The following is a 25,287-nucleotide window of genomic DNA, read 5'->3' as shown; positions in this document are numbered from 1 at the left end:
TTTTTCATACAGGAAGGCAGCTATGCTGGCGCAACTCACCATCAGTAACTTTGCTATCGTTCGTGAACTGGAAATCGATTTTCACAGCGGCATGACCGCCATCACCGGGGAAACCGGGGCGGGGAAATCTATTGCCATCGATGCGCTGGGGCTATGCCTTGGTGGCAGAGCCGAAGCAGATATGGTGCGAAGAGGCGCCAGCCGCGCGGACCTGTGCGCCCGTTTCGCACTGAAAGATACCCCGGCGGCGCAGCGCTGGCTGGAGGAGAACCAGCTTGAAAGCGGATGTGAGTGTTTACTTCGCCGCGTCATCAGCACGGACGGACGCTCCCGTGGCTTTATTAACGGCACCGCCGTCCCGCTCTCTCAGCTTCGCGAGCTCGGCCAGCTGCTGATTCAGATTCATGGTCAGCATGCGCACCAGCTGCTGACCCGCCCCGAACATCAAAAAACGCTGCTCGATGGTTATACCGGTGAGTATGCGCTTACTCAACGTATGGCAGAACACTATCGCCAGTGGCATCAAAGCTGCCGCGAACTGGCGCAGCACCAGCAGCAGAGCCAGGAACGCGCCGCCCGCGCCGACCTGCTGCAATATCAGTTGAAAGAGCTGAACGAGTTTAGCCCGCAGCAGGGTGAGTTCGAACAAATCGACGAAGAGTACAAGCGCCTGGCCAACAGCGGCCAGCTGCTGACCACCTGCCAGCATGCGCTGACGGTGCTGGCCGATGGTGAAGAAACTAACCTGCAGAGCCAGCTCTACACCGCCCGGCAGCTGGTGACCGAACTCGTCGGTATGGACGGCAAACTTTCCGGCGTACTGGATATGCTCGAAGAGGCCGCCATTCAGCTCAGCGAAGCCAGCGATGAGCTGCGCCACTATAATGACCGTCTGGATCTCGACCCCAATCGTCTGTTCGAGCTGGAACAGCGCCTCTCTCGCCAGATTGCCCTGGCGCGCAAGCATCAGATAACGCCGGAAGAGCTACCGGCCTTCTATCAGGGGCTGCTGGAAGAACAGCGTCTGCTGGACGATAGCGCCAGCTCGCTGGAGTCACTCAGCCAGACGGTGGTGGAGCATCATCAGCTGGCGCTGGAGACGGCCCGGCAGCTGCATGCTCTGCGCCAAAGCAGCGCTGAAGAGCTGACTCAGTTGATTACTGAAAGTATGCACTCACTTTCCATGCCGCATGGGGTGTTCGCCATCGACGTCGTCTTTGACGAACGTCATCTCACCGCGGAAGGGGCCGACCGCATCGAGTTTCGCGTCACCACCAACCCAGGCCAACCGCTGCAGCCTATTGCTAAAGTTGCCTCTGGCGGTGAACTGTCGCGTATCGCGTTAGCCATTCAGGTCATTACGGCACGGAAGATGGAAACGCCGGCATTGATTTTCGATGAAGTGGATGTCGGTATCAGCGGCCCGACGGCGGCAGTGGTCGGTAAACTGCTGCGCCAGTTGGGTGAATCGACCCAGGTGATGTGCGTCACCCACCTGCCGCAGGTCGCCGGCTGTGGTCACCATCATTTCTATGTCTGCAAAGAGACCGACGGCGAGATGACGGAAACGCATATGTACCCATTAGATAAACGCGCACGGCTGCAGGAACTGGCCCGCCTGCTGGGCGGTAGTGAAGTCACGCGCAATACGCTGGCAAACGCGAAAGAGTTGCTCGCCGCGTAAACTTTTTGATTTTCGCAGAGTCATAGTGAACAGCAAATTGCCGCAAGACCTGCAGTCGAAGGTTTCCAACTGGGCAAAGGTCTATTATTATCGGCATATTACAGATGAGCCACGTACTGCTCGGGCCCGAAAAGGAATAAAATCACTATGCGCTGTAAAACGCTGACTGCTGCCGCAGCGGTTCTTCTCATGTTGACCGCAGGCTGTTCCACTCTGGAACGAGTGGTTTACCGTCCTGATATCAACCAGGGTAACTATCTGGCACCCAACGATGTAGCAAAAATTCGTGTTGGCATGACGCAACAGCAGGTTGCTTATGCACTGGGTACCCCGATGATGTCGGATCCGTTTGGCACTAACACCTGGTTCTACGTTTTCCGTCAGCAGCCTGGGCATGAAAAAGTCACCCAGCAGACGCTTACGCTCACCTTTGACAGCAGCGGTGTGTTAACCAACATTGATAACAAACCGGCTCTGACCAAAGAGTAATGCAGAAAAATCCCTGCTGTAGAAACACAAAAAGCGCTCAATGAGCGCTTTTTTTATAGCCGACGGGGCTACTTCCCGGCGCTTTTCTCCGCCCGCTGGCGGCGCAGTTCTTTCGGGTCTGCAATCAGCGGGCGGTAGATCTCCACTCGGTCGCCATCATGCACCACGTCGTGCAGCTTCGCCGGGCGGCTGTATATCCCGAGCTTATTTTTCGCCAGATCGATATCGTCGCGCAGCGCCAGCAGGCCGCTGGCGATAATCGCCTGTTCGACCGTGGCCCCTTCGTCCAGCTTCACGCTTTGCAGATACTGTTTACTGGGCAACGCATAGGCCACTTCAACGACGATTTTAGCCGACACGGTAAACCTCTTTGGCCCTGGCGGTGAAGGCCTGCACCATATTGGCCGCCAGCTCTTTAAAGATGCGGCCAAATGCCATTTCAATCAGCATGTTGGTGAATTCAAAATCGAGGTGAAACTCAATTTTGCAGGCATCCGGGCTTAGCGGGATAAATTTCCAGCCGCCAATCAGCTTTTTGAACGGACCGTCGACCAGGCTCATCAAAATGCTCTGGTTACTGGTAAGCGTATTACGTGTCGTGAACGTCTTGCTGATGCCTGCTTTAGACACATCAACCGCCGCCATCATTTGCGTCGGCCCAGATTCCAGCACGCGGCTCCCGGTGCAGCCAGGCAAAAAATCAGGATAGGACTTCACGTCATTTACGAGTTGATACATCTGTTCCACACTGAAGGGCACCAGCGCAGTACGGCTAATCTGAGGCATAGCAAGTTCCACATTTAAACACGGCGCAAATAATATCATTTATCTGGCGCTAAAAAAAACGCTGTGCCGCAACTCGTGCTAAGATAGCGCATTACACCTCGCAGGATGATTGAGGTACTGTGTTCCCGTTTAGCAATGACTTCAGGACATTATGACCAAGAAAAAAGCCCACAAACCTGGATCAGCCACCATTGCGCTGAATAAACGCGCCCGCCATGAATACTTTATCGAAGATGAATACGAGGCTGGTCTTGCCCTGCAAGGGTGGGAAGTCAAATCTCTGCGTGCTGGCAAAGCCAACATCAGCGATAGCTACGTCATCCTGAAAGATGGCGAGGCCTATCTCTTCGGAGCGAACTTTACGCCGATGGCGGTGGCCTCCACCCACTACGTCTGCGACCCGACGCGTACCCGTAAGCTGCTGCTTAATCAGCGTGAACTCGACGATCTGTACGGCCGCATCAATCGTGAAGGTTATACCGTCGTCGCTCTGTCGCTGTACTGGAAGAACGCCTGGTGCAAAGTGAAAATCGGCGTCGCCAAAGGGAAGAAACAGCACGATAAGCGTACCGATCTCAAAGATCGCGAGTGGGCGCTGGATAAAGCGCGCATAATGAAACACGCCGGCCGTTGATCCTCTCCCCGAGGGCCAGTTCAGCTGGCCCTTAAGCGCTATATTGTTGTTGATGCTGATTTTTCACCCAATCCATCGCGATGATAATCGCTCTAACGAGTGCTGGTAACTACATTCACAAATCTGTTATACTTGCCGTAACACATTGGGGCTGATTCTGGATTCGACGGGATTTGCGAAACCCAAGGTGCATGCCGAGGGGCGGTTGGCCTCGTAAAAAGCCGCAAAAAAATAGTCGCAAACGACGAAAACTACGCTTTAGCAGCTTAATAACCTGCTGAGAGCCCTCTCTCCCTAGCCTCCGCTCTTAGGACGGGGATCAAGAGAGGTCAAACCCAAAAGAGATCGCGTGGATATCCTGCCTGGGGTTGAAGCGTTAAAACTAATCAGGCTAGTTTGTTAGTGGCGTGTCTGTCCGCAGCTGGCAAGCGAATGTAAAGACCAGACTAAGCATGTAGTACCGAGGATGTAGAAATTTCGGACGCGGGTTCAACTCCCGCCAGCTCCACCAAACAAAACAAGGGGTTACGTGAAGACGTAGCCCTTTTTTTTTGACAGTGGCGGCAAAATGGCGGCAGACATTTATCCATGCAAAGGACTACTGATATGAAAAAATCTCTTTTGATGCTGTTACTTCTGACTTCATGTAACGCTTTCGCCGACAAGATCCCGGGCTCGATAGAAAATTTAATTGCTGTATTTGACACAAGAACGCATAGCCTGGAAAGCGGAGTACTCTCGATCAAATACAGCAAACAGAAGTTGCACATTGATGCAGCTGATGCAATGTTTGATGGTATTTGCACTGACCTATCCACGCACAAGTGGAAACCCGAAACAATCAAGAAGATAAGACTGCTTAACGTCTCACTTGATCAGGGTTTTGAGATAGATGCTGGCGGTGTTGAATGCAAAAAAGCCGGAACAATGCAATTTGATGATGCGCGGGCTTACAGGCAAAGTTTTATCAAACCTATTCCATAAACCCTCTTTGGGATGTAGGTCTATGGTTCAAAAATTCATATGCCCCTGCCCAGCAGGTGTAGGATGCGGTGGGGCATTCTCAATAACACCAGGCGTCATGATGTAACGCACTACTGTTTCATGAGTGATAAAGGTTGTTCCGCAATTGATATTCTGGCACTGACAATAACGCTCTTTTGTCTGGTCCGTTACCCGAAAGCTACTCCGTGTATGCGCCGCATGTCCGCATTTTGGGCAATTCATCATGTCCGTTTCTCCGCCGATGCCTCTGAAGTCGCGTTAATAATACACAACATCAATATTGAGAACCAATTATTCAATATTGAGATCATCAATTTTCACTTCCAGTTCGATGCTGGTCGTAAATCCGCTGTCCGGGTTGACCGTATGCGTTAACGTTGTGATGGTCCATTCCGCATCATCAATGGGTTGTTTAAAGCCGCTGACCTTAACGGGCATTTCCGTATAGAGATCCGCGCGGCCTTCTGCCAGCTGAAGAGAAAATGACGCCACACCGCGCTGCAGCCGCTCCCAGTTCATTTTTGCAGCCCGCTCTGCATTACTGCGGTTCGCATAGGTTCGGTTCAGAACCAGCACGTTCTCATCCGTCCCGATCAGGTAATCCCCCTGCTTTGCTTCCGGCTCTTTGAGTTTTGTCGTCCTCCGGCGGCGCTTCACCTTAGCCGTTTCTTTCTTTGCCGGTTCCCGTGTCTGCAACCAGTGAGCAATCACCCCGGTATACGCTCCCCTGTCAGCCAGGCTGAACCGGTGGCTGTCACCGTCCTTACGGGTAATAGTGATGACCGGCAGCGCTTTACCACTTGCCGTTTTTCCCTGCCCCTGCCGGATAAACAGCAGATTACTGTCCTTCACCGAGGCAATCGCACCGTACTGCCGCGCCAGCTTCATCAAAAAACTCGCATCGCTTTCGTTGGTCTGATCAAGGTGGTCCAGTGCCTGCGCCGCAACATCTTTGCCGATGGCAACCTTCAGGCTGTGCCGCGTGGCAATTTCTTTCACGACCTCGCCAACCGTCGTTTTGTGCCATGACTTTTCACGCCTGACATTCAGCGTCTCCCTGAAATCGGCACTACGGGCACGAATTGTCAGCCTGTCCGGGCTGCCGCTATGCTCGATCTCATCAACGGTAAATTTTCCTTTTGAAAACAGCGGCTCTCCTTTCCACCCCAGAGCCAGAGAAATCACCGCGCCGCGACGCGGCATAATCACCAGGCCGTCGGCGTCGTCCAGCTCCAGATCGAGCTGGTCGGCTTCAAATCCGCGGTTGTCGGTCAGCGTCATACCCAGCAGGCGCTTATCCAGCGTCTGCGTGGCATCCTTACCTTCAATCACGATGCGAAAGGCCGGAGTCTTGCTGAGGTTGAGTAAATCAGTCATCTCGCTCACTGCAGTAACCCTCCTACCGTAGTTCTGATATTCCCTACCGCTGCAACTGCGGAGTCCTGCAGGCTGCTAAGCTGGTCACTCAGGCTGCCGAACATTTCGGACAGCGACTCATCAACACGCTTAAGCCCCAGCGAAAACTCTATTTTTCTCGCTTCACCGCTGGCGAAAAACTCTGTTTTTGTCTGGCTCAGGTTTTCAATCACGTACATACCGTAGATTGTCCCGCCGCCCTCGATCAGCGGCCAGGCCTTGCCCTGCTCCGCCATCAGCTCCAGCGCCAGCAGCGACAACCTGCCGCCGGTCACTTCCGGCATGAGGACGCCGGAGAGCGTCAGCTGATCGTTATCTGGCCCCAAAAATTGCGTTGTCGGACGGCGATTAACGCGGTTGTTGGTCACATGCCGCCAGTTCCGCTGATACTGCAGTTGCTGATAGGGAACCGTGCGCAGCTGAAACACAAACACGCCCAGGACCATCATCATGAATCGTACCCCCCTTGATCGCTGAAATTGCTGCGGGCCTTAGCCCTTATGCGGCGTTCTCGCTCATCGAGCTGTCGCGCAACCTCCCGCGCAATATCCTGCGGACTCTGCCCTGGTTGCGCCTGGATAATAATTTGTGCCTGGGTTTCAAACTGGAATACCGGCCGCGTGCCTGCCTGTTTCTCTGCTGCCGGGCGATAGGAGGCTGCCGGCAGGCTCATTGGATGAAGCGGCGCGGCCTCTGCAGGCATAGCCCCCCCCATCATTCCGGCGACAACGGACGCCAGCGCTGCCGTCCTCCGGCGGCTGGTCACATAGGCCGGGCCGTTAATCAGTTCCGGGCCATTCTCGCCAGCGATGCCCACCTGCCCGCGTGGAATATAGCCGCCGCTGTCATACATCCCCGCGAAAAATCCGCCTGCGCCTTTTTGCTGGGGTGCGCCTGGCGATTTGTCTCCGCCTGTCATCCAGTCCGGCAGGTAGCTTTTCACCGATGCCAGCTTGCTCTTGAGCGTCTCCCATTTCTCATTGATACCGCTCAGGATGCCGTCAATGATTGCCCCGCCCACTTCTTTAAACTTCGCGGGCAGCGTGGCAACATCATTCAGAATTTCATCCCATTTATTGCTGATGGTCTGCTTAATCACAGCCCATGCCCCTGACACGCCTGATGAGATGGCATCCCACAGCGCTTTAAACTTCGGCCCCAGCGTTTCCCAGTTCTGCCAGATGTAAATGGCCCCCATCGCAATCAGGCCAATTATCGCCAGTATGGGGTTAGCCATCATCAATCTACCCAGCCACAGGATCGCCTGGCCTGCACCGCCGATGACTTGCTTAATCAGACCAAAAGCGGAGGCAAACTTAATTCCCAGAACCCCAGCACTCCCCCGTACTATCGCCATTGGCCCCAGAATAGAAGCCAGCGCCAGCGACAACACGCCCGCAATGGTAGCTACCACGGCAAATACAGCCGCAATCTTAAACAGTGCCGCCGTCAATTGCGGGTGGCGCTTAACAAAACCATCTAACGCTGACGCCAGATCACCCAGCCAGTCCGCAATATTTTTCAGTACCGGCGCGACGGTTTCACCGATGCTGGCCATGGCATTAGTAAACGAGCCGCCAGCGGCTTCCCATTTATTCCCCAGAGTATTAAGTGACGCCTCTACACGCTCGCGCAGTGTCGCCTGATTCTCCAGTTTGGCGGCGGTTTCACGATAGCCCGCAATCCCTTTTGTGATCATGATGTTCAGTGCCTGGAGGGTTTCCGCGTCATCACCAAAAAGGGCTATTTTGACAGCCTGCTTTTTTCCATCGTCGGTGATTTTATTCAGCTTATCCAGTTGCTTATACAGGTTTTCCAGCCCCGCAAACTGGCCTTTGTTGTTCTGAAAACTTAGCTTTATCCCTGTCCCGGCAAGCGCATCATTTGCCTTATCAATCTTTTTATTGTTCAGCGTTGCCTGAAAAATCTTGCGATATGCGTTTCCCGCAGATTCCCCCGCCATTGATGCCTGATCGGCCATAACAAGCAGCGGCGCGAATGTTTTTGCTGCATCCAGGCCTTGCTGCTTGATAATGTCCATCGCACTGCTGATTTTTGAAAAACCCTGCAGCATGTTCCCCGGGTCAACGCCCGCGTAATAACCCCGCTGGATCACGTCCATCAGACTCATCATGTCTTTTTCGGTGGTCTGCGTGGCGTCCTGCAGTTTCGCAGCAAACTCTGCGGCATCCGTCGGTGCCATCTGCAGCTGCACGCCGAGGTAAGCCGCCGACTCACCCAGACCGCCCAGGATGACCTGCGCAGACATACCCTGACGGCGCAACATGGTCATCATGTTCTGAAAGTCTGCAGTGGTGCCCGGTAACTTATCGCCCAGGGCGATCGCCAGCTTGTTTAGCTTCACAAACTCCGGCGCAACCTTTCCGCCCGGCCCCATCATGGAGCCTGCCAGCTGGTTAGCAGCGTTCTCTGATTCCGAGTAGGCGCGAATGGGTGCCAGCAGCGTTGCGCCCGTTGTCACCCCTGCCGCCATCATGCCTGCCCCGTTCCCTGCCAGGCTGTTACGCACGTCGCGCATCTTATCCGCTTTGGCCCTGACCGCATTCAGCTTGCGCTGGCGCTCGCCCACGTCCCGCAGGCGTCGCTCCTGCTCTGCCAGCTGCTTGTTATAGCGATCCGTTTCGCGGGTAATGCGTGCCGTTTCACGGGCACCGCATCCCGCAGAGATGCCGAGGCGGTACAGCTCCGCCCTGGCTGCCGCCATCTGCCGCGTTTCCTGCCCCTGCTTTTGCTCCAGACGTGACACGGCCCGCCATTGCGTTTCAAGCGCCGCCGTCTGCTTTTTCGTGGGGGATTCAAGGGCTGACATTTCGCGGGTCATCATCTGCGCACGCAGCCGCGCCTGGTCCAGTTCGTTACTGGTCCGGCTCAGGCTCTGTGACAGCTGATCGAAGGATTTTAACTGGCCCCCCGCATCGTTCAGCCGTTTAAGCTGTTCGCGGGTCTGCCGGACGGCGGAGGCCAGCTCCTTAGAGCCAGCCTGCGCAACTTTTAACGGGCGGGTGAGTTTATCAACCGCATTCAGAACCACCTGCAGACGCAGGTTTTTATCACTCATCGCTGGCCCCGCTTCGCATTATCGCTCTGTGCCGCCACTCCAGCACTTCCGTGAGCGGCATAACGTCAGTGACGGACGGCGGCCAGTGAAAGATCGTGGCGATATCCGCCACCAGGTCATCAACCGTCAGGCTGTCGGCAAATCGGCAAACGCCGACTTCGGCAACAAAAAAAGGACCACCTCGATCGACATTGCGGCAAGGTCTGCCGGGTCGAGGTCCGCCATTTCCTGCGGGGTCAGCGTCGGCGTGGAGATACGGGGGATCACGGTCATCATTGAGGCCACGTCCATCTCCATCACCGCCTGCAGTCGTGTACCGCGCAGTGCGCCTGATTGCGGCTTGCGCAGCACAATTTCCGTAATCGTGGTATCACCGCGCGTGATCGGACTATCCAGCTTCACCGTTGCTTCTGTTTTCTCACTCATGCTCTTTTCCTGTTATGGGGAGGCTGGCGAGGTGGTCCGCGCCAGTGCTGCATTAAAGGCCGATGGCGTTGCGGTGCTCTTCCATCAGGTCAACGCCATCAACAATTTCAATCATGTTGATCACATCGACCTCATAGAGCACTTCGCCGTTAATCGTCAGCTTCGCATAGCTGTTAACGCTGCTGACTTTTGTTGTATTACTCTCGCCGGTTTTCCACTCGCCTGAATCCACCTCTTTGTGGCGTCCGCGTACAACCAGCTCAACGGCCTGCACCTCGCCGGTGTCATCGCGCTGGATAGAGCCGGTGAAGCGCATCTGCACCCCGTCAACCGTGGCTTTACCCATCTGTTTAAACAGCAGCGCCTCAGTACCGCCGATGGTCATTTCCGTATCCAGTGCGCCATCATCCAGCCCCAGATCGATACCGACTGAACCGGGCATACCGCCGCCGCGATAGTTCTCAAGCTTGCGGGAAAATTTCGGCAGGGTGACGGATTCAGCAATGCCCATCCAGCTGTTACCGGCGTTGAAGATGTTCAGGTGTTTTAGCTTACGTGGTAAGGCCATGGGTCCCCCTTATGCGCTTACGCGGGTGGTGAAATCCACCAGGTAACGGTCAGTGATGCGCTGGCGCAGCATCAGGTTTTCCAGTGGCGGCACTGGCGTGTAGTCGTAGTCGATCCAGAGCTTCCCGGCCTTCAGGGTGTCTTTGTCGTTAACGCTGTCATCAATCCAGCAATCACCGCCGATGAGGTAGCCCTGATTCACCAGGCTGCGCATTTTGGCGCGGATACCTTCGATAATGTCGCGGGCCAGCGACGGGTTAAGCGGCATGTCCACCGCCCACATATGGCCTTCTGCCATAGTGTCAGCCAGCACTTGTGCGGTGCGGGTGTAGTTCTCAAACTGGAACAGCGGGTCATCGCTCAGGCAGCGGGAACCCCAGAAGCGGAAACCATCCTTGCGGATCAAGGTGGTGACGTCATTCTGGTTCAGCAGTCCGGCATCGGTTGCCGGGTCCTGCAGATCCCAGAACACATCCGCAGACAAGCCGGTTACGCCATTCACGCCCACGTTAGACAGGGTTTTGTGCCAGCCGGTTTGCTCGTCGATTTTGGCGCGCAGGCCAAGGGCACGGGCGGTGGCGTAGGCTGTCGCATCCGCCTGCAGTACCGTGTCAAAGTTGATGAAGTCAGGCCAAATCACCATCCCTTCACGCTGGCTGAAGTTGTCACGGTAGGTGATCGCCTCTGCCACGGTTTTACAGCCGTAAGCTGACATATACGCAAAGGCCCGCAGGCTCTGCGCCACGCTCAGCAGCTCAGTGGATACGGCCTGCGTATCATGCCCCGGCACGCCGAGAATGCGCGGCTTCACGCCCAGCTGCGACTGCGCCGAAAGCAGCGCCTTCATGCCGGTTTTCTTGCCGTCGGCGGTCACGCCGCCGATGATGTTTGCGGTGGTTTCCGCTTCGGTTTCGCCCTGGGCAACGCGCACCACTACGGTGACAGGTTTTGCCTGGTCTGCGATCGCGTCCAGTGAGCGGGCCAGCGTGCCGGACTCGCCCGCTTTGCCGCTGGCGGTCAGTACATCGGTAAGCAATACCGGCTTATTGAGCGGGAACACGGAGGCATCGGCATCATCGCCGGTGCACACCATGCCCACGATCGCCGTGCTCACCGTCGTGATAGAGCGGGTGCCGTCGTTAACTTCTACAACGCGCACGCCGTGGTGGTAGTCTTGCGCCATGGAATGAATCTCCTGTTTAGGGGTTCACCCATGGTAGGGAAATCATTCACCGCAAGCCGTTGATGCCCGTTGTACCGTGGTTGATACAACCGCAGGCAGAAAAAAAGCCCCATTCAGGGGCTGATTTGGTCAGTGGTTTACCAGGCGATTCAGGCAACGCGGCTCCAGCACATCAGCAGAGTGTGAGCCTCGACCACGCTGATTGACTGGCCATCACCGAGATTGTCAGTTTTACCGGTGATGTCGTGGCGATGCGGCGGTATCACAACCGCGTGTTTATGGGCCTGCGCCTTATCCGTTTTACCCGTATGCGCCGGGTTAAAAAGCTGGCTGATATCGCCGCCAATCTCCCACGGGTCCTCTCTGCTGGGGACACCATCATGATCATGTTCGCCGCCGTCTTCAGTCTGTAGCCTTTGCTCCTCCTGCTCGCTGGTCTTCCCTGAAACGCTGATCTGCACTTTCGGCAGGTTGGTACGCTGGAGCGTGACGGTATCACTGCCGCCTGTCGTACCGACGTTCGAGCCGTCAGCCTTGCCGACGCGGATCGTTTTATTTTCGCCGGTATAAACCCACTGCGACCACGGCCAGTTTTCATTGGGGTTCAGGTTCTGATTAAAAAACCTCGTTGTCCCGACCGGGTTATCCAGCTCCCAGGCCGCACGGATAGCCTGCGTTATCGCGGCTTTTACCGCCAGCGGCGTGGCGGCGCGGTCTTGCTTATCGCTATCGGTGGCATTGCTGAGACGCGTAAATCCTTTCAGTTCTGTCGTGGCGTCCGGGTGATTGCGTGACAGCTCATGGTCGCTCAGCGCATCATCGGCATAGTCTTTCGCCGCATTACCGGCATTAATCACATTTTCGATGGTCGCCAGTGTCACGCCGGGGTCATTAATCAGCTGTATATCGGCGGTGCTGGCAACGGCCAGCTGCATTCTGATGACACTGAACCGCCCGGCCCCCTGGCTCAGTACCGGTTTATAGGTTTCCGGCATACTGGCGACGGCCAGGCACACGCCCTCATCATCAAACAGCGCGGCCTCGCGCATCGTAAAACCACCGGCCTGCGGCGGTATAATCATTTCCGCCTCTATCACGTTGGCTGCATCGTCGCTGATATCCAGGCGATTCAGGGGAGCACGATATGTCTCACTGATGAGCGCGGTCTGCTCAGGAGAGGGGGCAGGCAGGACGCCTCCGCCATCCCCTACCGCCATCACAGAAATTCCGGCAGGCTCCCCGGACAGCGCCGCCGCCGCGAACTTTTCCAGCCCGGCGGCAGTGATTATTGAGATGAATTTTTTATTTTCCACGCCTTACCTGCCTTTACTTTTTTCTTTGTTACCGGGCCAGATTCATACGGTAATGACTGCCAGCGGGGAGACCGCCTCGTTTAGTCGGGACTCCGCCTCCGCTGTGGGGTTCCCGTTCCCGCTATAGGTAAAATCAAAACTCCGCGTCATGCCTGGCCTGGCATCCCCCACGCTGACCGTGTATCCGGCCTTGCCTGTATTCCCGTTCAGCTCCACCGTGGTCACCTCGTAGGTAATGCTGACCTCTTCCGTACCGTCCGCGACCTCCAGCAGTAAATCCGGGTAGGAACGATTGACGCGGAGCACCTTCGTTAACGTAAAACTCATCGTTTTTTCCTCATATCAGTTTGTCAGCTTCGCCCAGGCCGTTGGCGTCCCGTAAACACCATCGTTGTACGGAATAATGCGGTTATATTTCGCCAGGTTGCCCGCGTTAACGCCGGTACAAACCTGCTCAACATACGCCGCTGGCGTTTCGTTGACGACATCCAGCACTGAACGCCCGTCAACAGGAAGCCCTGTCAGCGCTTTTGTTGCTTCTGGCGGATAGAGATACCGGCCCTCCTGAAGCAGAGCCGCCGCGTTCTGACCGGCGGTCACCTCCAGCGAAGTCTCGTGTACAGACGTTTGTAGCGGTGCGAGCAGCTTCTCCGCGAAATAGGCATAATGCGCCAGGCGCAACCGGCCTTTTGCCGCACGGAAAGCTGACGGTATCGTTTTGGACGTCAGCGTCACTGTCCCCTGGACTTTATGCAGGACCGGCGTATTGATAAACCCAAACGAACCATCAATCAGCCACGGCGTATCAGCGGTGTCGTACGGATTCGTCACAACCAGCCCGCCAGCCTGCACGTTTTTGAGACGTGCCGGGTGCGTGTAGGACATAGAGATAACGCCGGTTTCGCAGGAATCCAGAACCAGCGGATTTGGGTTTGAGTTCCCGCCGGAGAGTGAAATGTTGCCAAATTTACTGTTAACGCCACGTAAAGCCGCCCCCGTACCGCTGGTGCGCAGCCGCACGTTACTGGTATTTGGTTGCAGGTTATTGTTAATTGTGAGTGTTCCTGAGCCCGCCAGCTGCGCCAGATATTCATACGTGTTTGAATACATGGCCCCGCCCTCCCATATGACGTTACCCTGCCCGGCACCAGGTGTGACTGTTGGCGCCGTATCGTCAAAATCGTCTTCTGAGTCACGCCCCAGATAGCGGACACCATACCCGCCGACCGCCAGCGCCGTTTTTTTCGTGTTAGCCGCCGATGACGCCGGGGTAGTGGCACACTCATAGTGTTTGCGCGTGAACCAGACCGGCGACGCACTGCCGCCTATGATGGCGTCGGCGGCGACCAGGTTATCCTCAAAATGACAGTCTGTTACGCGCACAAAGTTAGTGTTATCGCCTACAATGCCCGACGGTGAAAACATCGTCTGAAATGGCGCATAGAGCATGTAGTCAGCATCAACCAGGCCACGCGCATAATAATCACGGCGAACCATACGGCCGCAGCCGATAGCGAGGCTGTTTTCAACGATAGGCTCAAAGGCCCAGTCCAGGATAATGCCCCCGCCCCAGACGCCCGCTACGTTAATACCGCTAATCAGGTTTTTGCCGGATTTATAGGAATAGATACCATGCATCCACGGCGCAATTTCGCCGTTACGGGTTTGCCCTGCAACGTTAAAATTGCGCAGATGTACGTTCCCGGGCCAGTTTTTCAGAACCGCCGCCGTCCGCCTGCGCTGGTCAATTTCTTTCGGTGCCGCATGAATAATGCCAAAGTCTTTCCAGCGGGTATCATTCAGGTCGTCCACCTGTAAAATAAACTGCGTGCCTTTGGTATCCACACCGGTAATATCGCTCGACCGGCAATATGCCCCGACCAGAATAAAATCCCACACACCGGCATAACGCCCGGTTTCGGGGTTATAAAAATTCAGCTCCGGGAATCGTTCGTGAATTAAATCCCCCAACGCAGGACCGTGCCATAATGGTTCCGAAAGGATGACTCTCCCTTTTGGGGCCTGAATCTGGGAGGAAAGGTTCCGGCGGTAAACATTGACCTGAGATTGCAGGTGCGCTTCATTCCAGTCGCCGTATTTGTCGTAATACCACTCCAGCACCTGCCCGTGACGAAACAGATTCTCCAGTGTTTTTCCGACCGAAATTTTTTTATATTTGTTGTAGTTCGCATCCCAGATACTGATACCTGAACCGGCCCCGTCCGGGGCGCTTATATCGTCCCTTAACGGCGCATCGGAGGTATAGGCCCAACTGCCGCCACCAATCCCCCCTGTGGATTCCGGGGTGCTGCCAGGTGGAACCAGTTTAGGAAACGCGCCGGTCCAGACCATCCGGTAATTACCGTGGACGATTTCATCGCGCACCGTATCAAGCTGGCCGCCCGTCAGGAAATCCACCGCGATTTTCACGTTCTTTTCATCGGCGTCTTTCAGCTTTTCGGTTTCGTCTTTCAGGAATGCCGTACGGTTTGCCAGCTGGCGGGTGGGGGCGTTTGCAACCCCGTCGCGTCCGCCCTCCACTTTATCCGCCCTGGCAATGAGATTGATATTCTCTTCCCACTGTGGCGTTTCGTTAATTATTGCCATCGTCTTCACCTGAAAATAAATAATTACCGTCAAAACTCACCAGGCCGTTATAGTGCAGGCTGTCGTCGGCCTGATAATCCGGCGGGTAAATCGTTACAATATCCCCGGTATATAATGCCGCCCCCATATATATGTTCCCCGACGTTCTGGAAATAACATCCAGCCTGGCAAGATGACGACTAACGGGTTTTGTTTCATTAATCAGCCGCTCAAGCTCTTTGAGCATGGCCTCAGTAATACCAATTTCGTTTAAATCAACTGAAAGCCGGAATGTCCCTGCCGGGTCTGCAACTTCCCACCACTCATCAAGGGCCATTGAGTAACCAAACCCCTCGATCACACGCTTAACTGCAGCCACAGTCCCCTTGCGCTGATGGATCCAGAACGCATCACTGACAGCCTGCCGCTTTGCGTTTTCCGTCCAGGTTTCCTCATAGCGGTCCACAGAAAAAGCCCAGGCCAGATAGGGCAGGAACTTTGCCGGGCATTTCCACGGGTTCCACAGATCGCGCAGCGGCACGTTTAAATCGCTGATTCCAGAACAGGCTTGCGCCAGCCTGCGCTCCAGCGCGGACGATCCCGGCGGCAGGAGGCTGTTATTCATCAGATCCGCCGATCACAACGTTAAAACCGAGGCAAAATGCGGCCTGCGTTCTGTCCAGAACAACATCGGCCAGCGGCTGCTGCAGCTCGACACGCTGAACGCCTGGCACATGCAGGGCCGCGTATAGCGCTGACAAGCGAATGTCACGCCCCAAACGACGCTGCTCGCTGATATATGCCGCCAGCTGCGCCTTAGCAGCGGCGAGAATAGGTTCTACGGCCGGACCTGGATAGACAAACAAAACAGCCTCAACCGAATAATTGACAACCTCAGCAGATCGAACGCTCACCCGGTCCGCTACAGGGCGCACGGTCTCATCATTCAGGGCATCCCCGACCACCTGCAGCAAATCATCCGGCGCGGTGCCATCACCGTCGCGGGCCAGTACCGTCACCACCACTTCCGCCGGGGACGGACTGAACGCCGAGGCATCGGCCACCCGGCCATCCGAGCTAAGGGCGTGATATTCATACGCGCCGATGGGACCGGCAACGCTCATCCCCTCAAAGGCCGCCGGGATGCGCTGGCGATAATCCGCGTCCGATTCCATTTCCGCCTCAGTCGGTGGCGTGGTGGTATCGTCTGCGGGGGTGATCACCCGCCGCTGCACGTTATTGTTAGCGCCTAAATTATCCAGGTCATCACTGCCGGAATAAGCCACCATGACGGCCCGTGCCGCCTCGTTAATCCGCTGGCGCAGCAGCAGCTCCCGGTACACGTTTTCCTGCAGCGTTTTTACGATCGGCTCTGACTCAAGCGTTAAGGTACGGGCCACGGCTTTCTGCTCTTCTGCCGGATAGAGCGCGACAAATTCCGCCTTACGCTCTGTCAGCAGGGTTTCAAAATCCGGCTCATCCACGATTTGCGGTGGCGGCAGCTGGGAAAGGTCAATAACTGCCATTGGCTGCTCCTGTCGATACGGAAAGGGAAACCGGCACGCCGTCATTGCGCTGGCCTGCCAGCTCAATCACCATTGCGCCATCCATGCTGCTGCTGTTAATCGTGATGGTGTCGAGCTGTAGCCGCGGCTCCCACCGCTGCAACGCGACGTACACCGCCGCCATGATCTGCAGTCGCAGCGCCGGGTTTTGCGGCTGGTCAATCAGCGCGGACAGCAGGGAACCGTATTCCCGGCGGGCAAGGCGACTGCCCTGCGGCGTCAGCAAAATATCCCGCACGGACTGGCGCAGGTGGTCGGTTTCCGTAATGGCCTTGCCGGTCTCGCGATTCATCCCGATATAGAGCGTCAAATTGGGCCTCCCGTCGTCCCGCCACTGTCGCCAGGGTGTTTATGCTTATCGGCCACAATGCCGTTTGAGGTCATTTCCCCGCCGCCATGGGTCACATCGCCATTCAGGATCACGCTGCTGTTAATACGGGTCGTGTCAGCCTCGATCACAAACTCCCCTGTTTTGCAGGAAACCAGCTGCGAGGATTCGATAAGCACGGCTTTAACACCCCGGATAATCCAGCGCCCGGTGGCCGGGTCGTATTCGAACCAGCCGCCATCCTCGTATGCGGTCACATCCGCGCTTTCAGAGTCTGACGGCGGCGGGCACGCATCGGAGTAGATGGCCGGAAGCGCAAACGCTGTTTCCAGATTGCCGCCCAGACTGAACAGCACCACCTGCTCCCCCGGCGACGGACACCACCAGGTGCGGGATTTACCGGCGCGGTAGGTCAGCCAGTTAATCCAGTTGGTTTCGAGGTCGCCTGTTTTCACCCGGCACAGCCAGCCGTCCCGGTCCACTTCGGTCACTATGCCGGTGCGGATCAGATTGGTGATAAGGCGCATTATTTCTGTGAGTTGTGCGTTCATGCATGAATAATGTCTGAACTCACAACTCTAAGGGAGGGACGTAGCTTGTACTATCTAAGATACAATGTATGAGTTAGGCTCTCATTGAAACATTCTGGGCGAGCCTGCCTTCTTCAGCTATTAGCTTAAGCCTTTCATTTTCGTTAGTAAGCCATGTGTTATAAAACACTCGCAGAGGGTTAGATGGCTCAGCATTTCGAAAACCTTTCGCTTGTTTTATGAAATACTTATCTTTAGAAAACCCCAATTCGAGAGTAACTCTCTCTCCTGTAATCGCAGTAACCTTGTAAATAAAACTTTCTTTATTCATTACCTTTTCTTTATAAGATGCAAGGCAATGCTCCATTTCTCTACCCTCGATAATTAATTTATTTATTGACGAGAGAAACACTATACCCGGGCAATCCATCAGTGCAGGGCGATCAAGAAAAATATCATCACGTAGCAATTTTGTAGTTTCGCGTAACTTTACCGTCCATTTATCATGGTAATATTTAACTGAATCACCATCAGGGCAATTGGCAATGATATTTAGAGAATCTTTAATGCCTATATTCTCACCGATACGAATACTATCCTCAACGATTTTACTAAGAGTGCACATTCCTACCTTGTACTCTCGTAAAAATTCTTTTTTCTCAGAGCAAAGGTTTGCTAATAATCTTGACCCTGACAGAATCCGATAGCGATAAGCCAAATATAGCTCTTGGATAGTCACTTTATCGCGGTGTTTATAAGACTCTACTATCTCCAACTCTTTTAGGCATCTAGATAGCATTACAAGTTCATATTTTCGCCCACTTAGCATCTCAGTTTTTTTCAAGAGGTTGACAACTCTCTCTTCAGGAGGGGATTCAATTAATGAAGCTGCGAGCTGTCGTCTTTTCATCCTCGCATAATACTCCACCACATGAAATCCAACGCCATAATAGTTATTCATGATAATAGCCCAAGCTAAATTAGGGCAACTACAAAACAGTTCTTTTAATGAGTGACTTGCTGTGATAGCATTGTAAGTTTCAACCTGCCCATCGTTATAGCTCAGCAACTCCCAAACGCTATCATTAATATTTCCACCTAGCATATTAAGTAAGTGCTCAACCGTTGACCTCCCCATAACTCTCTCATTAAAAAGGGGCAAACCACAATCCAATTCCTTACGTTGCACACTAGTCCTATGAAAAATATCAGATAAGATCTGTTCATCTTCAACGTAGACTTTTATGACTACTCGAACAAGAGGCAAAAAAGAAATAAATATTTTATTTTTGAGCAGGTAAATTTTCATTTCCGCCTTCTTCAAGCTGTGATATTTTTCTTTCTAACTCAATCATTAGTGCATTGAGCTTCACTTGCTGTTGAGATGAGAAACTGTGAACGAAATTTTCTTTCGTGACATCTAGTTCAAGCAACCTAGTTTTAGCCATTGTAATTGATAATTCATTAAAATTATCAACTGCCAACTTACCTTTCCTTGCCAATTCACCAATTTCCAACTCAACAAATCCTAACTTTGCTTTAGCTGTATTGCTATCAACGATCCTTTTCAAGACTAAAGTTATTGGACGATACAATATACATAAAGCCAAAATAAAAGCTGTTGGCCATGTTAACACCACTTGAAGTATTTGAATAAATTCGTTCACATTCATCAGCTCTGGAGATTCATTTGTTCATTAAATCATCCATCAGAGCATTTCTCTTGTCAATCATCCTGTTAAGAAGCTTTGAACGTTATTTGGATAAAAATGCAAATAGCACACTATTTACTAAATCAGTCGTCTCCAGACTATGACCAAGTAGTCTACGTTGAGCATATCTAGTTTTCGGCCCTCTACGGCTCACAAGATCGCGTAAGCCGTAATGATGCACCCGCGCAATACGCTGCACCCTGCCCTCAAACTCCACACTAGCAGAGTCAGCTGTTGCTGCGGCTTTCAGGTATTTTGCGGTGCGGAGTTTGGCAAACATCTGCCGACGTATGCGGCCAGTTTTCGTGCGTGCCGTTACCCGTCGTGGTTCGTATGCCGTGCCGTCCGGGTTACGCTGCATCCGGATATTTTTCTGCTGGCTGCGGCGCAGCTGCTGCGCCAGCTCCCGCATCATGCGCTTACGCGCGGCAGGCTCCAGACCAGCCAGCAGCGCATCTAACCAGGCGTCAACTTCCTGCAGCTCAGCCACGGTGCACCGCCCACATTTCTTCCGGTTCGTCCGGTTCCGGCACCGCTTCGACGCTGGACACGTCACCGTCAGCACTGACGATCACGCGCTCTGTCAGCTGCAGGTTCAGGCTGATATCGCAGATATCATTGCGCAAGATATCGACCTCAAACGTAAACAACTTTTCGCGCAATTCCGGGTTATGGATAGCATCGGGCTGATTCTTCATCAGCCAGGCCAGCACGGGAGCCATCAGTAATCCCTGATCACCGCTGAAATCCACGACCACCACGTTAAGGGTATAGCGATACTCCCAGGACAACGACGCTGCGCCGGTCGCCACCACCGATCCGTTATCCACGAATAAATGCAGCTTGTCCGGGTTGTCCCGGACATACGCCACGGCTTTATTCAGGGCGAGACGTAAGGACTGAGGTTTGTTCACTGTTTCGCTCCTGGCAGGAAATTATCGCGTCCACCTTGTCAGCACAGATCGACCAGGCCGCCTCTGCCTCATCCAGTGCCGCCAGTAAATCGCCGTTAGTGCTGGCCGCTGACTTTTCCAGGCGGCACTGCGTCACTCTGGGACAACCATTCACGGTAAGCTGCACCTCCGGCGAGGGCCGGACGTTCGCGCATCCTGATAATGTCAGGAGGCAAAGGTGTACCAGCCCAGCGGCGCAAATCCTCGTTTTCACGTTTTAGCTCCTCTATCCGGCGCTGGCGGCCCCGCAGCAGCGCGTTTGTGCTTTCTGCCGCCGCGTAAAGCCGCGCCTGCTCCCGGTTGTTGGTTTCGGTCAGGATGGACAAAGCGATCAGCTGGCTGTTCGTTTTTGCCAGTTTATCGCCCGCCGTTTTCAGGTCCCTGCCTTGCTGATCGATGGTGTGGCTGGCCTCATTCAGTCGCCATGACTGCCAGCCCAGCGCCGCCAGTACGAGTGCCAGAATTACCGCCAGCGCGCGCGTCATACCGTCACCGGCTGCACATCAACAACCTGCGCACGCAGAACCTTAAGCGCGACCAGCGTCAGCAGATAAAATGCCAGGGTGACAACGTGGCCCGTAAAGGCGAGAAAAATCACAAGCAGTGAACGCCTGGCCCATCTGATCACCTGGTTTCCTGGCGTACTGAAAAAGCGCGTCAGCGCCTGCCTTGCCTCTTCCCGATGAGTGCCGCCTGCATACCACCCGGCCAGGCAAAGCAGCACCACCACCCAGACCAGCAAACAGGCTACCCAGGTCAATGCGGTGACCAGCGCCGAGGCCATGCCGTTGGGGACAAAGAGACTTAAAATCATCAGCGCCGCGTACAGCGCCGAAAGCAACCCACTGATAAATTTCTTCCTCATTTCGTTACGCTCCTTTTAAGCACCAGGCCAGCTCCCGCCCGCGGCGGTTTTCCAGGCCCTGATTAAATATGCCTTTGACATATACCCAGCGCGGCAGCTGATAGCAGGCATCGCGCCAGCGCTTCTGATTGATAAACTTCACCATGGTTGAGCTGCAGGCATTGCCTGTGCCGACGTTGAACGCCAGCGACACCAGTGCGTCATAAACGTACTGCGGCACGCTCACCAGGACACACCGCGCCAGCGCGGTTTCTACCCGTAATACATTGGTGATGAAGTTCCCCGCCGCCTGCCGCTCTGTGATGGTTTTCCCCGGCACCACGCCCGACGTGTTACCGATGCCATCGGTCCACACGCCAGCGTCACACTGGTACGGCTGCAGGCGGCAGCCCTCGTAATCAGCAATCAGCTTCAGACCTTCCACTGAGGTGTGGAGCTGCTGGAAATTGGGCAGCGTGGCAGCGATGGCCAGCACTGCACCCACCAGGCAGCGCTTAACGATTGAAGGATTCATATTCCCCCCGGGTGATCTTCCCGCCGCGTAGCAGCTGATAGGTTTTGTGTTTGTAGTACCAGTTGATCGCCAGCATCAGCAGACCAATCAGCACACCGCCCACCGTAGAAGCATCTTTAAGCGATAAATCGCCCAACATCGCCAGCAGCACAGCGATGCAATACGTAATAAAGGCGCTGATCCGTTCAAGCGTCATAACTCAGTCCCATAACTGGACGGTCTGCACCGTGGTAGTGGTCGCAATATCCGGCAGCTCCACCTGCAGCCCGTGAGGTAAAAAAGGGCCATGCTCAGCCAGCCCCGGATTTGCCTGCAGTACCTGCTCTGTGACGCCCTGCGTGCGCCCGTAATGACGCCAGCAAAGCGCATCCACCGTGTCACCCTGGTACGCACGCACTTTCATCAGATCAGCTCCACCGTACAGTGGGGTGCATCCTGCACCCGGCTAATCGCCCAGCGGGCATCACGCCACAGATCGCCGCTGGCCTCCGCCAGCTCTTCACCCCGTTTGACGCCGGATGCCGTGGCGTCATAGTCCTGGTAACGTTCATTCACCTGGGCACGCGCCCAGCAATACACGGCGTTATGGTAGTGGTGGATGCGCTCGCTTTTGCCGTCCAGCACTTCCGCCGGTACGTCTGCCAGGGTCAGGAACCCCAGCAACTGCTGGCGCTTGCGGAATTCGTACAGCTCCGCGTTGACCTCCGACATAGCAGACCGGATAAGCTGCCCGAGACGCGGTGACGTCACCGTGCCATCCGTTCGCATCACGCTGCGAAACTCCGACAAATCCACATCGGGCCAGAATGGGGTGTTTTTGATGACCTCCGCCTGCTCTGGCACCTGTTCTGGCGCAACAAACTTCATGCGGGTTTTCTCCTGAAAAGGTGGGCGGTGAACGGGATTTTGATAAGGCGCTGCCTGTCGCCATCCCGTGCCGCCCGTGCGCGGGGCACGTTCCGTCAGTGGCTGTTACGCAAATGGCGCTCCAGCCGCTCTTTGTCTTTTTTCACGCCGCAGCGGGGATCGAGCTGCAGCGCAAACGTGTAGTGGTTCAGGGCTGCGGCGGGGCGGGATTCGCTGATCACGGCGGCGATGGCTTTATGCAGTCGGGCGCGGGACTGGTCCGGCATATCCAGCGCATCCGTCAGTGAAAGCGCCTGCAGCAGCACGTCGGCAGGGAATTCAGCTTTCATGCGCTGCGCGGCCTCCGCCTGGTCTGCCAGTTCTTCAGCAACAACGGTCTGCACGTTGCGGCGGCCCAGCGCCTGCGGCAGTACCCAGCCATGTTTAAGTGCGTGCGCGGCAATTTGCAGGCCACCGGCAAAATCACCGGCATCGATACGCCAGAGCATCAGAAACATCAGCACGTCATCCTGCTGCGCTCCACCGGCTGCCAGTACGCCATCCGCCCAGGCGGTATATTTGGGTAACAGCTCCACCTTGATTTGTGCCTTTTTCACGGTGGACTGCACCCCCTTGAGGCGGCGGCGGTCCTCCGCCAGCTGCAGCAGCATCAGGTCATAACCCGACGCATGGCGAACACTGCCGCCCTGACGGGCGGCCTGTTCAGCCTGAACGCGCAGGCGGTGCTGCCGTGCGGGACTCAGGCTCATGCGTTACTCCCCTTCTCCGGCGCTGAAATCGCCAATAGTGATGTTTTCCACCAGTGCCACGCAGCGGTAATCCTCCACCACATACGCCTCGTTGACGGATTCGAAGTTTTCGATGCGATCGCGTTTCGGGTTATCAATGACCGAACGGCGGCGGGTATCTTCCTGCCAGTAGATGGACAGGTTATCCAGACGGGTGATCAGCACGGCATTAGCCGGGAATGACGGGGCGCGGACAGCCTGCAGGCCCCCCATGCGTTTCTGGCTGATAATCAGATCAGCGGCCAGTTTTTCGCTGTTTTCCTGCTCCTTATTGACCAGCGGGAAATACTTGTCAGACAGCAGCTCACGACCACAGATCACGACCAGATCAGCATCATCCTGGAAAATCGGGTCAATCAGCTCATTGACAGCATCCATCACCAGCGCATCCAGGTTGGCATATTTACCGCCTTTGCCTACCTTCACCGGGTCTGCGGTGCTGGTGCCATCTTCTGCCGTGGTGCTGCCCATCACGCAATCTGCCGCATCTTCGCGGACTTTCTGCAGCCAGCCTTTATTAACGTCCTGCAGCAGCGGGTTATCGACACGATTTGAGGTTTTGGCACGCTTCACACCGTTGAACCCGATCATGATGCGGTCCAGCGCCTGGCGCTTGACGATGGCGTTACGGATGCGCACCTGGAAATCCTGGAACTTCGCCCACAGGTCGAGTTTTGCGTAGGTCAGCACCGTATCAAAGTTGGTCTGCTCGCACTTGTACTCAACATCGACCATGACTGTCGGATCGGTTGGTTCGCGCTCCTTCGTGGTCGTGTCAGTGGTCCCGGCAATGGTGCTGCCGACGCCCAGACCCAGCAACTGACCTGACTGCTCAGTCACCCCAATGATGTTAATCATTGTCAGGAATGCGGCGGACTGCTGGATCTGGTCTTCCAGCGTCTGCTGCACGGACGGCTCCACGGTGAACTTGCTGGAGAGTTCTTCAATCTCCACACCGTTCAGGCGCGCCAGCTGCTGCAGGTAAGCGTTAAAGGCAAAGCGGGTTTTCTTTTTCATCGGGTTTTATGCTCCATCAGCAATTGGTCAGGGTGCCTGCCGGTGCGTTACCGCCCGGCGCGCGCTGGCGATAATCTTTGCGGCTGTCTTCCTGTTGCAGCTGCTGCTCTAGTTCTGCAAAGGCGGTCTGCTGCTCCTGCAGGGAAGCCTCCAGCACAGCAAGGCGCTTATCCTGCGCGGACAGGGATTGATCAGTGCGTTCGCTCAGGCTCTGCTGCTCGGTGGCGACCAGCTCAACGGCACGATGCACATCTGAGAAACGCGCATCATCGGTCTGCTCTTTTTTGGTAAACATCGCGGTAACGCGGGCAAAGAGGGAGGCTTTTTCGCCCTGGACCTCTTCCCACTCGATCAGCGTTTCTTCTGCGACGGTAAAGAGGTTTTCCGGGTTCTGTTTACGCCCGGCCAGCGGGTTGCTTTTGGCGCTGGCGCTAAACTGCAGCATTTCTGTACCCAGGCTTGCCGGGTCGTCAGTCGCTGCGAGGCCAACCAGGTACGCTTTGCCGGTATCAGCAAAACTGGTATTGACCTCCATCGAGGTGAACAGCTTTTGCAGCTTGCGGGTATACGCCACCAGATCATCTGACGGGGTGATCCACGCATACAGGGCCATTTTGCCTTTCAGCGGGCCGTCCGTAATTTCTTCGGCCTCCAGCTTATCCACGGTCCCGAAACGGCGGAATGGACTGTCCGGGGTGTAACCCTTGATGTGTTCCAGATTAATCAGCGCGGTATAGACCTGCGGGTTATAGCTTGCCGCCATCTGCTCCAGCCAGGCGCGTTCAATGGTGCGCCCGTCTGTTGTTGCCCCTTCCACGCCGATGCGGAAGCGTTTTGCTTTAACTGCCATTTGAGCGACTCCATCAAATAACTCTGTGAGGCCTTATGGTTGCTGTGATGGAGGGGGTGAAACAACGCGCGGACCTTGTGCGGTAAACCACACAAAAGCCAGCCGGGGAAAGGCTTCTGGCAAGCCCGTA

The 25,287-nt window shown here is 55.1% G+C and carries 35 protein-coding genes and 1 other RNA gene; 5 read left to right on the top strand and 31 right to left on the bottom strand.

The annotated features are described in order from the left end of the window. Positions 1 to 22 precede the first annotated feature (22 nt). Together recN and bamE are read left to right on the top strand one after the other, a co-directional pair. Positions 23 to 1,684, top strand: coding sequence for a DNA repair protein RecN (gene recN, locus EDF73_RS25500; RefSeq protein ID WP_132731743.1), 1,662 nt, complete (start codon positions 23 to 25; stop codon positions 1,682 to 1,684). 147 nt (positions 1,685 to 1,831) lie between these two features. Then, positions 1,832 to 2,173: an outer membrane protein assembly factor BamE gene (gene bamE, locus EDF73_RS25495; protein WP_132731742.1), complete on the top strand. Its 342-nt coding sequence runs from the start codon at positions 1,832 to 1,834 to the stop codon at positions 2,171 to 2,173. A gap of 68 nt (positions 2,174 to 2,241) precedes the next feature. Here bamE and EDF73_RS25490 read toward each other — a convergent pair whose 3' ends face one another. Together EDF73_RS25490 and EDF73_RS25485 are read right to left on the bottom strand one after the other, a co-directional pair. Then, a complete protein-coding gene (locus EDF73_RS25490) occupies positions 2,242 to 2,532 on the bottom strand; it encodes an RnfH family protein (protein WP_132731741.1) in 291 nt (96 codons plus the stop codon). Next, positions 2,522 to 2,959, bottom strand: a complete 438-nt coding sequence (locus EDF73_RS25485) for a type II toxin-antitoxin system RatA family toxin (protein WP_207896688.1) — start codon at positions 2,957 to 2,959, stop codon at positions 2,522 to 2,524. The genes EDF73_RS25490 and EDF73_RS25485 overlap by 11 nt, the downstream gene beginning before the upstream one ends. Positions 2,960 to 3,110: 151 nt before the next feature. Here EDF73_RS25485 and smpB point away from each other — a divergent pair, with 151 nt between their 5' ends. From smpB to EDF73_RS25470, 3 genes are all read left to right on the top strand, one after another. Further along, positions 3,111 to 3,593, top strand: coding sequence for an SsrA-binding protein SmpB (smpB, locus tag EDF73_RS25480; RefSeq protein ID WP_132731739.1), 483 nt, complete (start codon positions 3,111 to 3,113; stop codon positions 3,591 to 3,593). A 147-nt stretch (positions 3,594 to 3,740) separates the two neighbouring features. Then, positions 3,741 to 4,104: a transfer-messenger RNA gene (ssrA, locus tag EDF73_RS25475) on the top strand. A 95-nt stretch (positions 4,105 to 4,199) separates the two neighbouring features. Further along, entirely contained in the window at positions 4,200 to 4,577 is a 378-nt protein-coding gene (locus EDF73_RS25470) for a hypothetical protein (RefSeq protein WP_132731738.1), read from the top strand. 27 nt (positions 4,578 to 4,604) lie between these two features. Here EDF73_RS25470 and EDF73_RS25465 read toward each other — a convergent pair whose 3' ends face one another. The 29 genes from EDF73_RS25465 to EDF73_RS25325 form a co-directional block, all read right to left on the bottom strand. Beyond that, on the bottom strand, positions 4,605 to 4,823 hold the full coding sequence (locus EDF73_RS25465; RefSeq protein WP_132731737.1) for an ogr/Delta-like zinc finger family protein: 219 nt from the start codon (positions 4,821 to 4,823) through the stop codon (positions 4,605 to 4,607). Positions 4,824 to 4,889: 66 nt separating this feature from the next. After that, positions 4,890 to 5,984: a phage late control D family protein gene (locus tag EDF73_RS25460; protein WP_132731736.1), complete on the bottom strand. Its 1,095-nt coding sequence runs from the start codon at positions 5,982 to 5,984 to the stop codon at positions 4,890 to 4,892. Beyond that, entirely contained in the window at positions 5,981 to 6,466 is a 486-nt protein-coding gene (locus EDF73_RS25455) for a phage tail protein (protein WP_132731735.1), read from the bottom strand. Before EDF73_RS25455 ends, EDF73_RS25460 begins: the two co-directional genes overlap by 4 nt. Then, positions 6,463 to 9,093 carry a phage tail tape measure protein gene (locus EDF73_RS25450; RefSeq protein ID WP_132731734.1) on the bottom strand — a complete coding sequence of 877 codons (2,631 nt, stop codon included), beginning with the start codon at positions 9,091 to 9,093 and terminating at the stop codon, positions 6,463 to 6,465. Before EDF73_RS25450 ends, EDF73_RS25455 begins: the two co-directional genes overlap by 4 nt. After that, positions 9,086 to 9,205 (bottom strand): GpE family phage tail protein, encoded by a 120-nt coding sequence (locus EDF73_RS25445; RefSeq protein WP_002896220.1) that lies wholly within the window; start codon positions 9,203 to 9,205, stop codon positions 9,086 to 9,088. Before EDF73_RS25445 ends, EDF73_RS25450 begins: the two co-directional genes overlap by 8 nt. A gap of 14 nt (positions 9,206 to 9,219) precedes the next feature. Further along, the gene (locus EDF73_RS25440; RefSeq protein ID WP_032736256.1) at positions 9,220 to 9,519 is read right to left on the bottom strand and encodes a phage tail assembly protein; all 300 of its coding nucleotides are present in this window, start codon (positions 9,517 to 9,519) and stop codon (positions 9,220 to 9,222) included. A 52-nt stretch (positions 9,520 to 9,571) separates the two neighbouring features. Then, the gene (locus EDF73_RS25435; RefSeq protein ID WP_004150986.1) at positions 9,572 to 10,087 is read right to left on the bottom strand and encodes a phage major tail tube protein; all 516 of its coding nucleotides are present in this window, start codon (positions 10,085 to 10,087) and stop codon (positions 9,572 to 9,574) included. A 9-nt stretch (positions 10,088 to 10,096) separates the two neighbouring features. Further along, positions 10,097 to 11,269, bottom strand: a complete 1,173-nt coding sequence (locus EDF73_RS25430; RefSeq protein ID WP_132731733.1) for a phage tail sheath protein — start codon at positions 11,267 to 11,269, stop codon at positions 10,097 to 10,099. Between the two features lie 149 nt (positions 11,270 to 11,418). Next, the gene (locus EDF73_RS25425; protein WP_132731732.1) at positions 11,419 to 12,582 is read right to left on the bottom strand and encodes a phage tail protein; all 1,164 of its coding nucleotides are present in this window, start codon (positions 12,580 to 12,582) and stop codon (positions 11,419 to 11,421) included. A gap of 42 nt (positions 12,583 to 12,624) precedes the next feature. After that, positions 12,625 to 12,909, bottom strand: a complete 285-nt coding sequence (locus EDF73_RS25420; RefSeq protein WP_132731731.1) for a hypothetical protein — start codon at positions 12,907 to 12,909, stop codon at positions 12,625 to 12,627. A gap of 15 nt (positions 12,910 to 12,924) precedes the next feature. Then, positions 12,925 to 15,189 (bottom strand): hypothetical protein, encoded by a 2,265-nt coding sequence (locus tag EDF73_RS25415; protein ID WP_132731730.1) that lies wholly within the window; start codon positions 15,187 to 15,189, stop codon positions 12,925 to 12,927. Beyond that, positions 15,176 to 15,793, bottom strand: coding sequence for a phage tail protein I (locus tag EDF73_RS25410; RefSeq protein ID WP_132731729.1), 618 nt, complete (start codon positions 15,791 to 15,793; stop codon positions 15,176 to 15,178). The genes EDF73_RS25415 and EDF73_RS25410 overlap by 14 nt, the downstream gene beginning before the upstream one ends. Then, on the bottom strand, positions 15,786 to 16,694 hold the full coding sequence (locus EDF73_RS25405; protein WP_132731728.1) for a baseplate J/gp47 family protein: 909 nt from the start codon (positions 16,692 to 16,694) through the stop codon (positions 15,786 to 15,788). Before EDF73_RS25405 ends, EDF73_RS25410 begins: the two co-directional genes overlap by 8 nt. After that, positions 16,681 to 17,043 (bottom strand): GPW/gp25 family protein, encoded by a 363-nt coding sequence (locus EDF73_RS25400; RefSeq protein ID WP_032442451.1) that lies wholly within the window; start codon positions 17,041 to 17,043, stop codon positions 16,681 to 16,683. The genes EDF73_RS25405 and EDF73_RS25400 overlap by 14 nt, the downstream gene beginning before the upstream one ends. Then, the gene (locus EDF73_RS25395) at positions 17,040 to 17,612 is read right to left on the bottom strand and encodes a phage baseplate assembly protein V (protein ID WP_115698539.1); all 573 of its coding nucleotides are present in this window, start codon (positions 17,610 to 17,612) and stop codon (positions 17,040 to 17,042) included. The genes EDF73_RS25400 and EDF73_RS25395 overlap by 4 nt, the downstream gene beginning before the upstream one ends. A 73-nt stretch (positions 17,613 to 17,685) precedes the next feature. Further along, positions 17,686 to 18,900, bottom strand: a complete 1,215-nt coding sequence (locus EDF73_RS25390) for a PcfJ domain-containing protein (protein WP_132731727.1) — start codon at positions 18,898 to 18,900, stop codon at positions 17,686 to 17,688. Beyond that, positions 18,875 to 19,258, bottom strand: a complete 384-nt coding sequence (locus tag EDF73_RS25385; protein ID WP_132731726.1) for a hypothetical protein — start codon at positions 19,256 to 19,258, stop codon at positions 18,875 to 18,877. The genes EDF73_RS25390 and EDF73_RS25385 overlap by 26 nt, the downstream gene beginning before the upstream one ends. Positions 19,259 to 19,346: 88 nt before the next feature. Next, positions 19,347 to 19,793 carry a phage virion morphogenesis protein gene (locus EDF73_RS25380; RefSeq protein WP_132731725.1) on the bottom strand — a complete coding sequence of 149 codons (447 nt, stop codon included), beginning with the start codon at positions 19,791 to 19,793 and terminating at the stop codon, positions 19,347 to 19,349. Continuing rightward, the gene (locus EDF73_RS25375; RefSeq protein ID WP_132731724.1) at positions 19,786 to 20,217 is read right to left on the bottom strand and encodes a phage tail protein; all 432 of its coding nucleotides are present in this window, start codon (positions 20,215 to 20,217) and stop codon (positions 19,786 to 19,788) included. Before EDF73_RS25375 ends, EDF73_RS25380 begins: the two co-directional genes overlap by 8 nt. Then, a complete protein-coding gene (gene lysC, locus EDF73_RS27895) occupies positions 20,180 to 20,425 on the bottom strand; it encodes an Rz1-like lysis system protein LysC (RefSeq protein WP_243655262.1) in 246 nt (81 codons plus the stop codon). Before lysC ends, EDF73_RS25375 begins: the two co-directional genes overlap by 38 nt. Continuing rightward, positions 20,313 to 20,741 (bottom strand): Rz-like lysis system protein LysB, encoded by a 429-nt coding sequence (lysB, locus tag EDF73_RS25365; protein WP_132731722.1) that lies wholly within the window; start codon positions 20,739 to 20,741, stop codon positions 20,313 to 20,315. The genes lysC and lysB overlap by 113 nt, the downstream gene beginning before the upstream one ends. Beyond that, positions 20,738 to 21,121 (bottom strand): DNZ54_00345 family protein, encoded by a 384-nt coding sequence (locus EDF73_RS25360; RefSeq protein WP_132731721.1) that lies wholly within the window; start codon positions 21,119 to 21,121, stop codon positions 20,738 to 20,740. Before EDF73_RS25360 ends, lysB begins: the two co-directional genes overlap by 4 nt. 4 nt (positions 21,122 to 21,125) lie before the next feature. Continuing rightward, positions 21,126 to 21,635, bottom strand: coding sequence for a lysozyme (locus EDF73_RS25355; protein ID WP_064351634.1), 510 nt, complete (start codon positions 21,633 to 21,635; stop codon positions 21,126 to 21,128). Then, complete coding sequence (locus tag EDF73_RS25350; RefSeq protein ID WP_049090061.1) at positions 21,616 to 21,831, bottom strand: HP1 family phage holin; 216 nt, start codon at positions 21,829 to 21,831, stop codon at positions 21,616 to 21,618. Before EDF73_RS25350 ends, EDF73_RS25355 begins: the two co-directional genes overlap by 20 nt. Positions 21,832 to 21,834: 3 nt before the next feature. Next, the gene (locus EDF73_RS25345; RefSeq protein WP_004151001.1) at positions 21,835 to 22,038 is read right to left on the bottom strand and encodes a tail protein X; all 204 of its coding nucleotides are present in this window, start codon (positions 22,036 to 22,038) and stop codon (positions 21,835 to 21,837) included. Further along, positions 22,038 to 22,502 carry a head completion/stabilization protein gene (locus EDF73_RS25340; RefSeq protein ID WP_132731720.1) on the bottom strand — a complete coding sequence of 155 codons (465 nt, stop codon included), beginning with the start codon at positions 22,500 to 22,502 and terminating at the stop codon, positions 22,038 to 22,040. Before EDF73_RS25340 ends, EDF73_RS25345 begins: the two co-directional genes overlap by 1 nt. 95 nt (positions 22,503 to 22,597) lie before the next feature. After that, the gene (gene gpM, locus EDF73_RS25335) at positions 22,598 to 23,251 is read right to left on the bottom strand and encodes a phage terminase small subunit (RefSeq protein ID WP_032736274.1); all 654 of its coding nucleotides are present in this window, start codon (positions 23,249 to 23,251) and stop codon (positions 22,598 to 22,600) included. Between the two features lie 3 nt (positions 23,252 to 23,254). Continuing rightward, positions 23,255 to 24,307, bottom strand: coding sequence for a phage major capsid protein, P2 family (locus EDF73_RS25330; protein WP_132731719.1), 1,053 nt, complete (start codon positions 24,305 to 24,307; stop codon positions 23,255 to 23,257). Between the two features lie 16 nt (positions 24,308 to 24,323). Beyond that, positions 24,324 to 25,157: a GPO family capsid scaffolding protein gene (locus tag EDF73_RS25325; RefSeq protein ID WP_132731718.1), complete on the bottom strand. Its 834-nt coding sequence runs from the start codon at positions 25,155 to 25,157 to the stop codon at positions 24,324 to 24,326. Positions 25,158 to 25,287: the final 130 nt, after the last annotated feature.

The organism is Klebsiella sp. BIGb0138, from assembly GCF_004342285.1.
GTDB lineage: Bacteria > Pseudomonadota > Gammaproteobacteria > Enterobacterales > Enterobacteriaceae > Klebsiella.
Note: the sequence above shows the minus strand (reverse complement) of the source record. Positions and strands in the feature narration are given on the sequence as shown.

Excerpts from the sequence above, each read along its gene's own strand:
- EDF73_RS25350 (WP_049090061.1), bottom strand. The coding sequence starts at position 21,831 with ATGACGCTTGAACGGATCAGCGCCTTTATTACGTATTGCATCGCTGTG.
- EDF73_RS25485 (WP_207896688.1), bottom strand. The coding sequence starts at position 2,959 with ATGCCTCAGATTAGCCGTACTGCGCTGGTGCCCTTCAGTGTGGAACAG.
- EDF73_RS25420 (WP_132731731.1), bottom strand. The coding sequence starts at position 12,909 with ATGAGTTTTACGTTAACGAAGGTGCTCCGCGTCAATCGTTCCTACCCG.
- EDF73_RS25415 (WP_132731730.1), bottom strand. The coding sequence starts at position 15,189 with ATGGCAATAATTAACGAAACGCCACAGTGGGAAGAGAATATCAATCTC.
- EDF73_RS25430 (WP_132731733.1), bottom strand. The coding sequence starts at position 11,269 with ATGGCGCAAGACTACCACCACGGCGTGCGCGTTGTAGAAGTTAACGAC.
- smpB (WP_132731739.1), top strand. The coding sequence starts at position 3,111 with ATGACCAAGAAAAAAGCCCACAAACCTGGATCAGCCACCATTGCGCTG.
- EDF73_RS25340 (WP_132731720.1), bottom strand. The coding sequence starts at position 22,502 with ATGAAGTTTGTTGCGCCAGAACAGGTGCCAGAGCAGGCGGAGGTCATC.
- EDF73_RS25345 (WP_004151001.1), bottom strand. The coding sequence starts at position 22,038 with ATGAAAGTGCGTGCGTACCAGGGTGACACGGTGGATGCGCTTTGCTGG.
- EDF73_RS25470 (WP_132731738.1), top strand. The coding sequence starts at position 4,200 with ATGAAAAAATCTCTTTTGATGCTGTTACTTCTGACTTCATGTAACGCT.
- EDF73_RS25465 (WP_132731737.1), bottom strand. The coding sequence starts at position 4,823 with ATGATGAATTGCCCAAAATGCGGACATGCGGCGCATACACGGAGTAGC.
- EDF73_RS25440 (WP_032736256.1), bottom strand. The coding sequence starts at position 9,519 with ATGAGTGAGAAAACAGAAGCAACGGTGAAGCTGGATAGTCCGATCACG.
- EDF73_RS25325 (WP_132731718.1), bottom strand. The coding sequence starts at position 25,157 with ATGGCAGTTAAAGCAAAACGCTTCCGCATCGGCGTGGAAGGGGCAACA.
- EDF73_RS25405 (WP_132731728.1), bottom strand. The coding sequence starts at position 16,694 with ATGGCAGTTATTGACCTTTCCCAGCTGCCGCCACCGCAAATCGTGGAT.
- EDF73_RS25360 (WP_132731721.1), bottom strand. The coding sequence starts at position 21,121 with ATGAGGAAGAAATTTATCAGTGGGTTGCTTTCGGCGCTGTACGCGGCG.
- EDF73_RS25455 (WP_132731735.1), bottom strand. The coding sequence starts at position 6,466 with ATGATGATGGTCCTGGGCGTGTTTGTGTTTCAGCTGCGCACGGTTCCC.
- gpM (WP_032736274.1), bottom strand. The coding sequence starts at position 23,251 with ATGAGCCTGAGTCCCGCACGGCAGCACCGCCTGCGCGTTCAGGCTGAA.
- EDF73_RS25395 (WP_115698539.1), bottom strand. The coding sequence starts at position 17,612 with ATGAACGCACAACTCACAGAAATAATGCGCCTTATCACCAATCTGATC.
- EDF73_RS25450 (WP_132731734.1), bottom strand. The coding sequence starts at position 9,093 with ATGAGTGATAAAAACCTGCGTCTGCAGGTGGTTCTGAATGCGGTTGAT.
- EDF73_RS25330 (WP_132731719.1), bottom strand. The coding sequence starts at position 24,307 with ATGAAAAAGAAAACCCGCTTTGCCTTTAACGCTTACCTGCAGCAGCTG.
- EDF73_RS25435 (WP_004150986.1), bottom strand. The coding sequence starts at position 10,087 with ATGGCCTTACCACGTAAGCTAAAACACCTGAACATCTTCAACGCCGGT.
- EDF73_RS25390 (WP_132731727.1), bottom strand. The coding sequence starts at position 18,900 with ATGAAAATTTACCTGCTCAAAAATAAAATATTTATTTCTTTTTTGCCT.
- EDF73_RS25355 (WP_064351634.1), bottom strand. The coding sequence starts at position 21,635 with ATGAATCCTTCAATCGTTAAGCGCTGCCTGGTGGGTGCAGTGCTGGCC.
- EDF73_RS25410 (WP_132731729.1), bottom strand. The coding sequence starts at position 15,793 with ATGAATAACAGCCTCCTGCCGCCGGGATCGTCCGCGCTGGAGCGCAGG.
- bamE (WP_132731742.1), top strand. The coding sequence starts at position 1,832 with ATGCGCTGTAAAACGCTGACTGCTGCCGCAGCGGTTCTTCTCATGTTG.
- recN (WP_132731743.1), top strand. The coding sequence starts at position 23 with ATGCTGGCGCAACTCACCATCAGTAACTTTGCTATCGTTCGTGAACTG.
- lysB (WP_132731722.1), bottom strand. The coding sequence starts at position 20,741 with ATGACGCGCGCGCTGGCGGTAATTCTGGCACTCGTACTGGCGGCGCTG.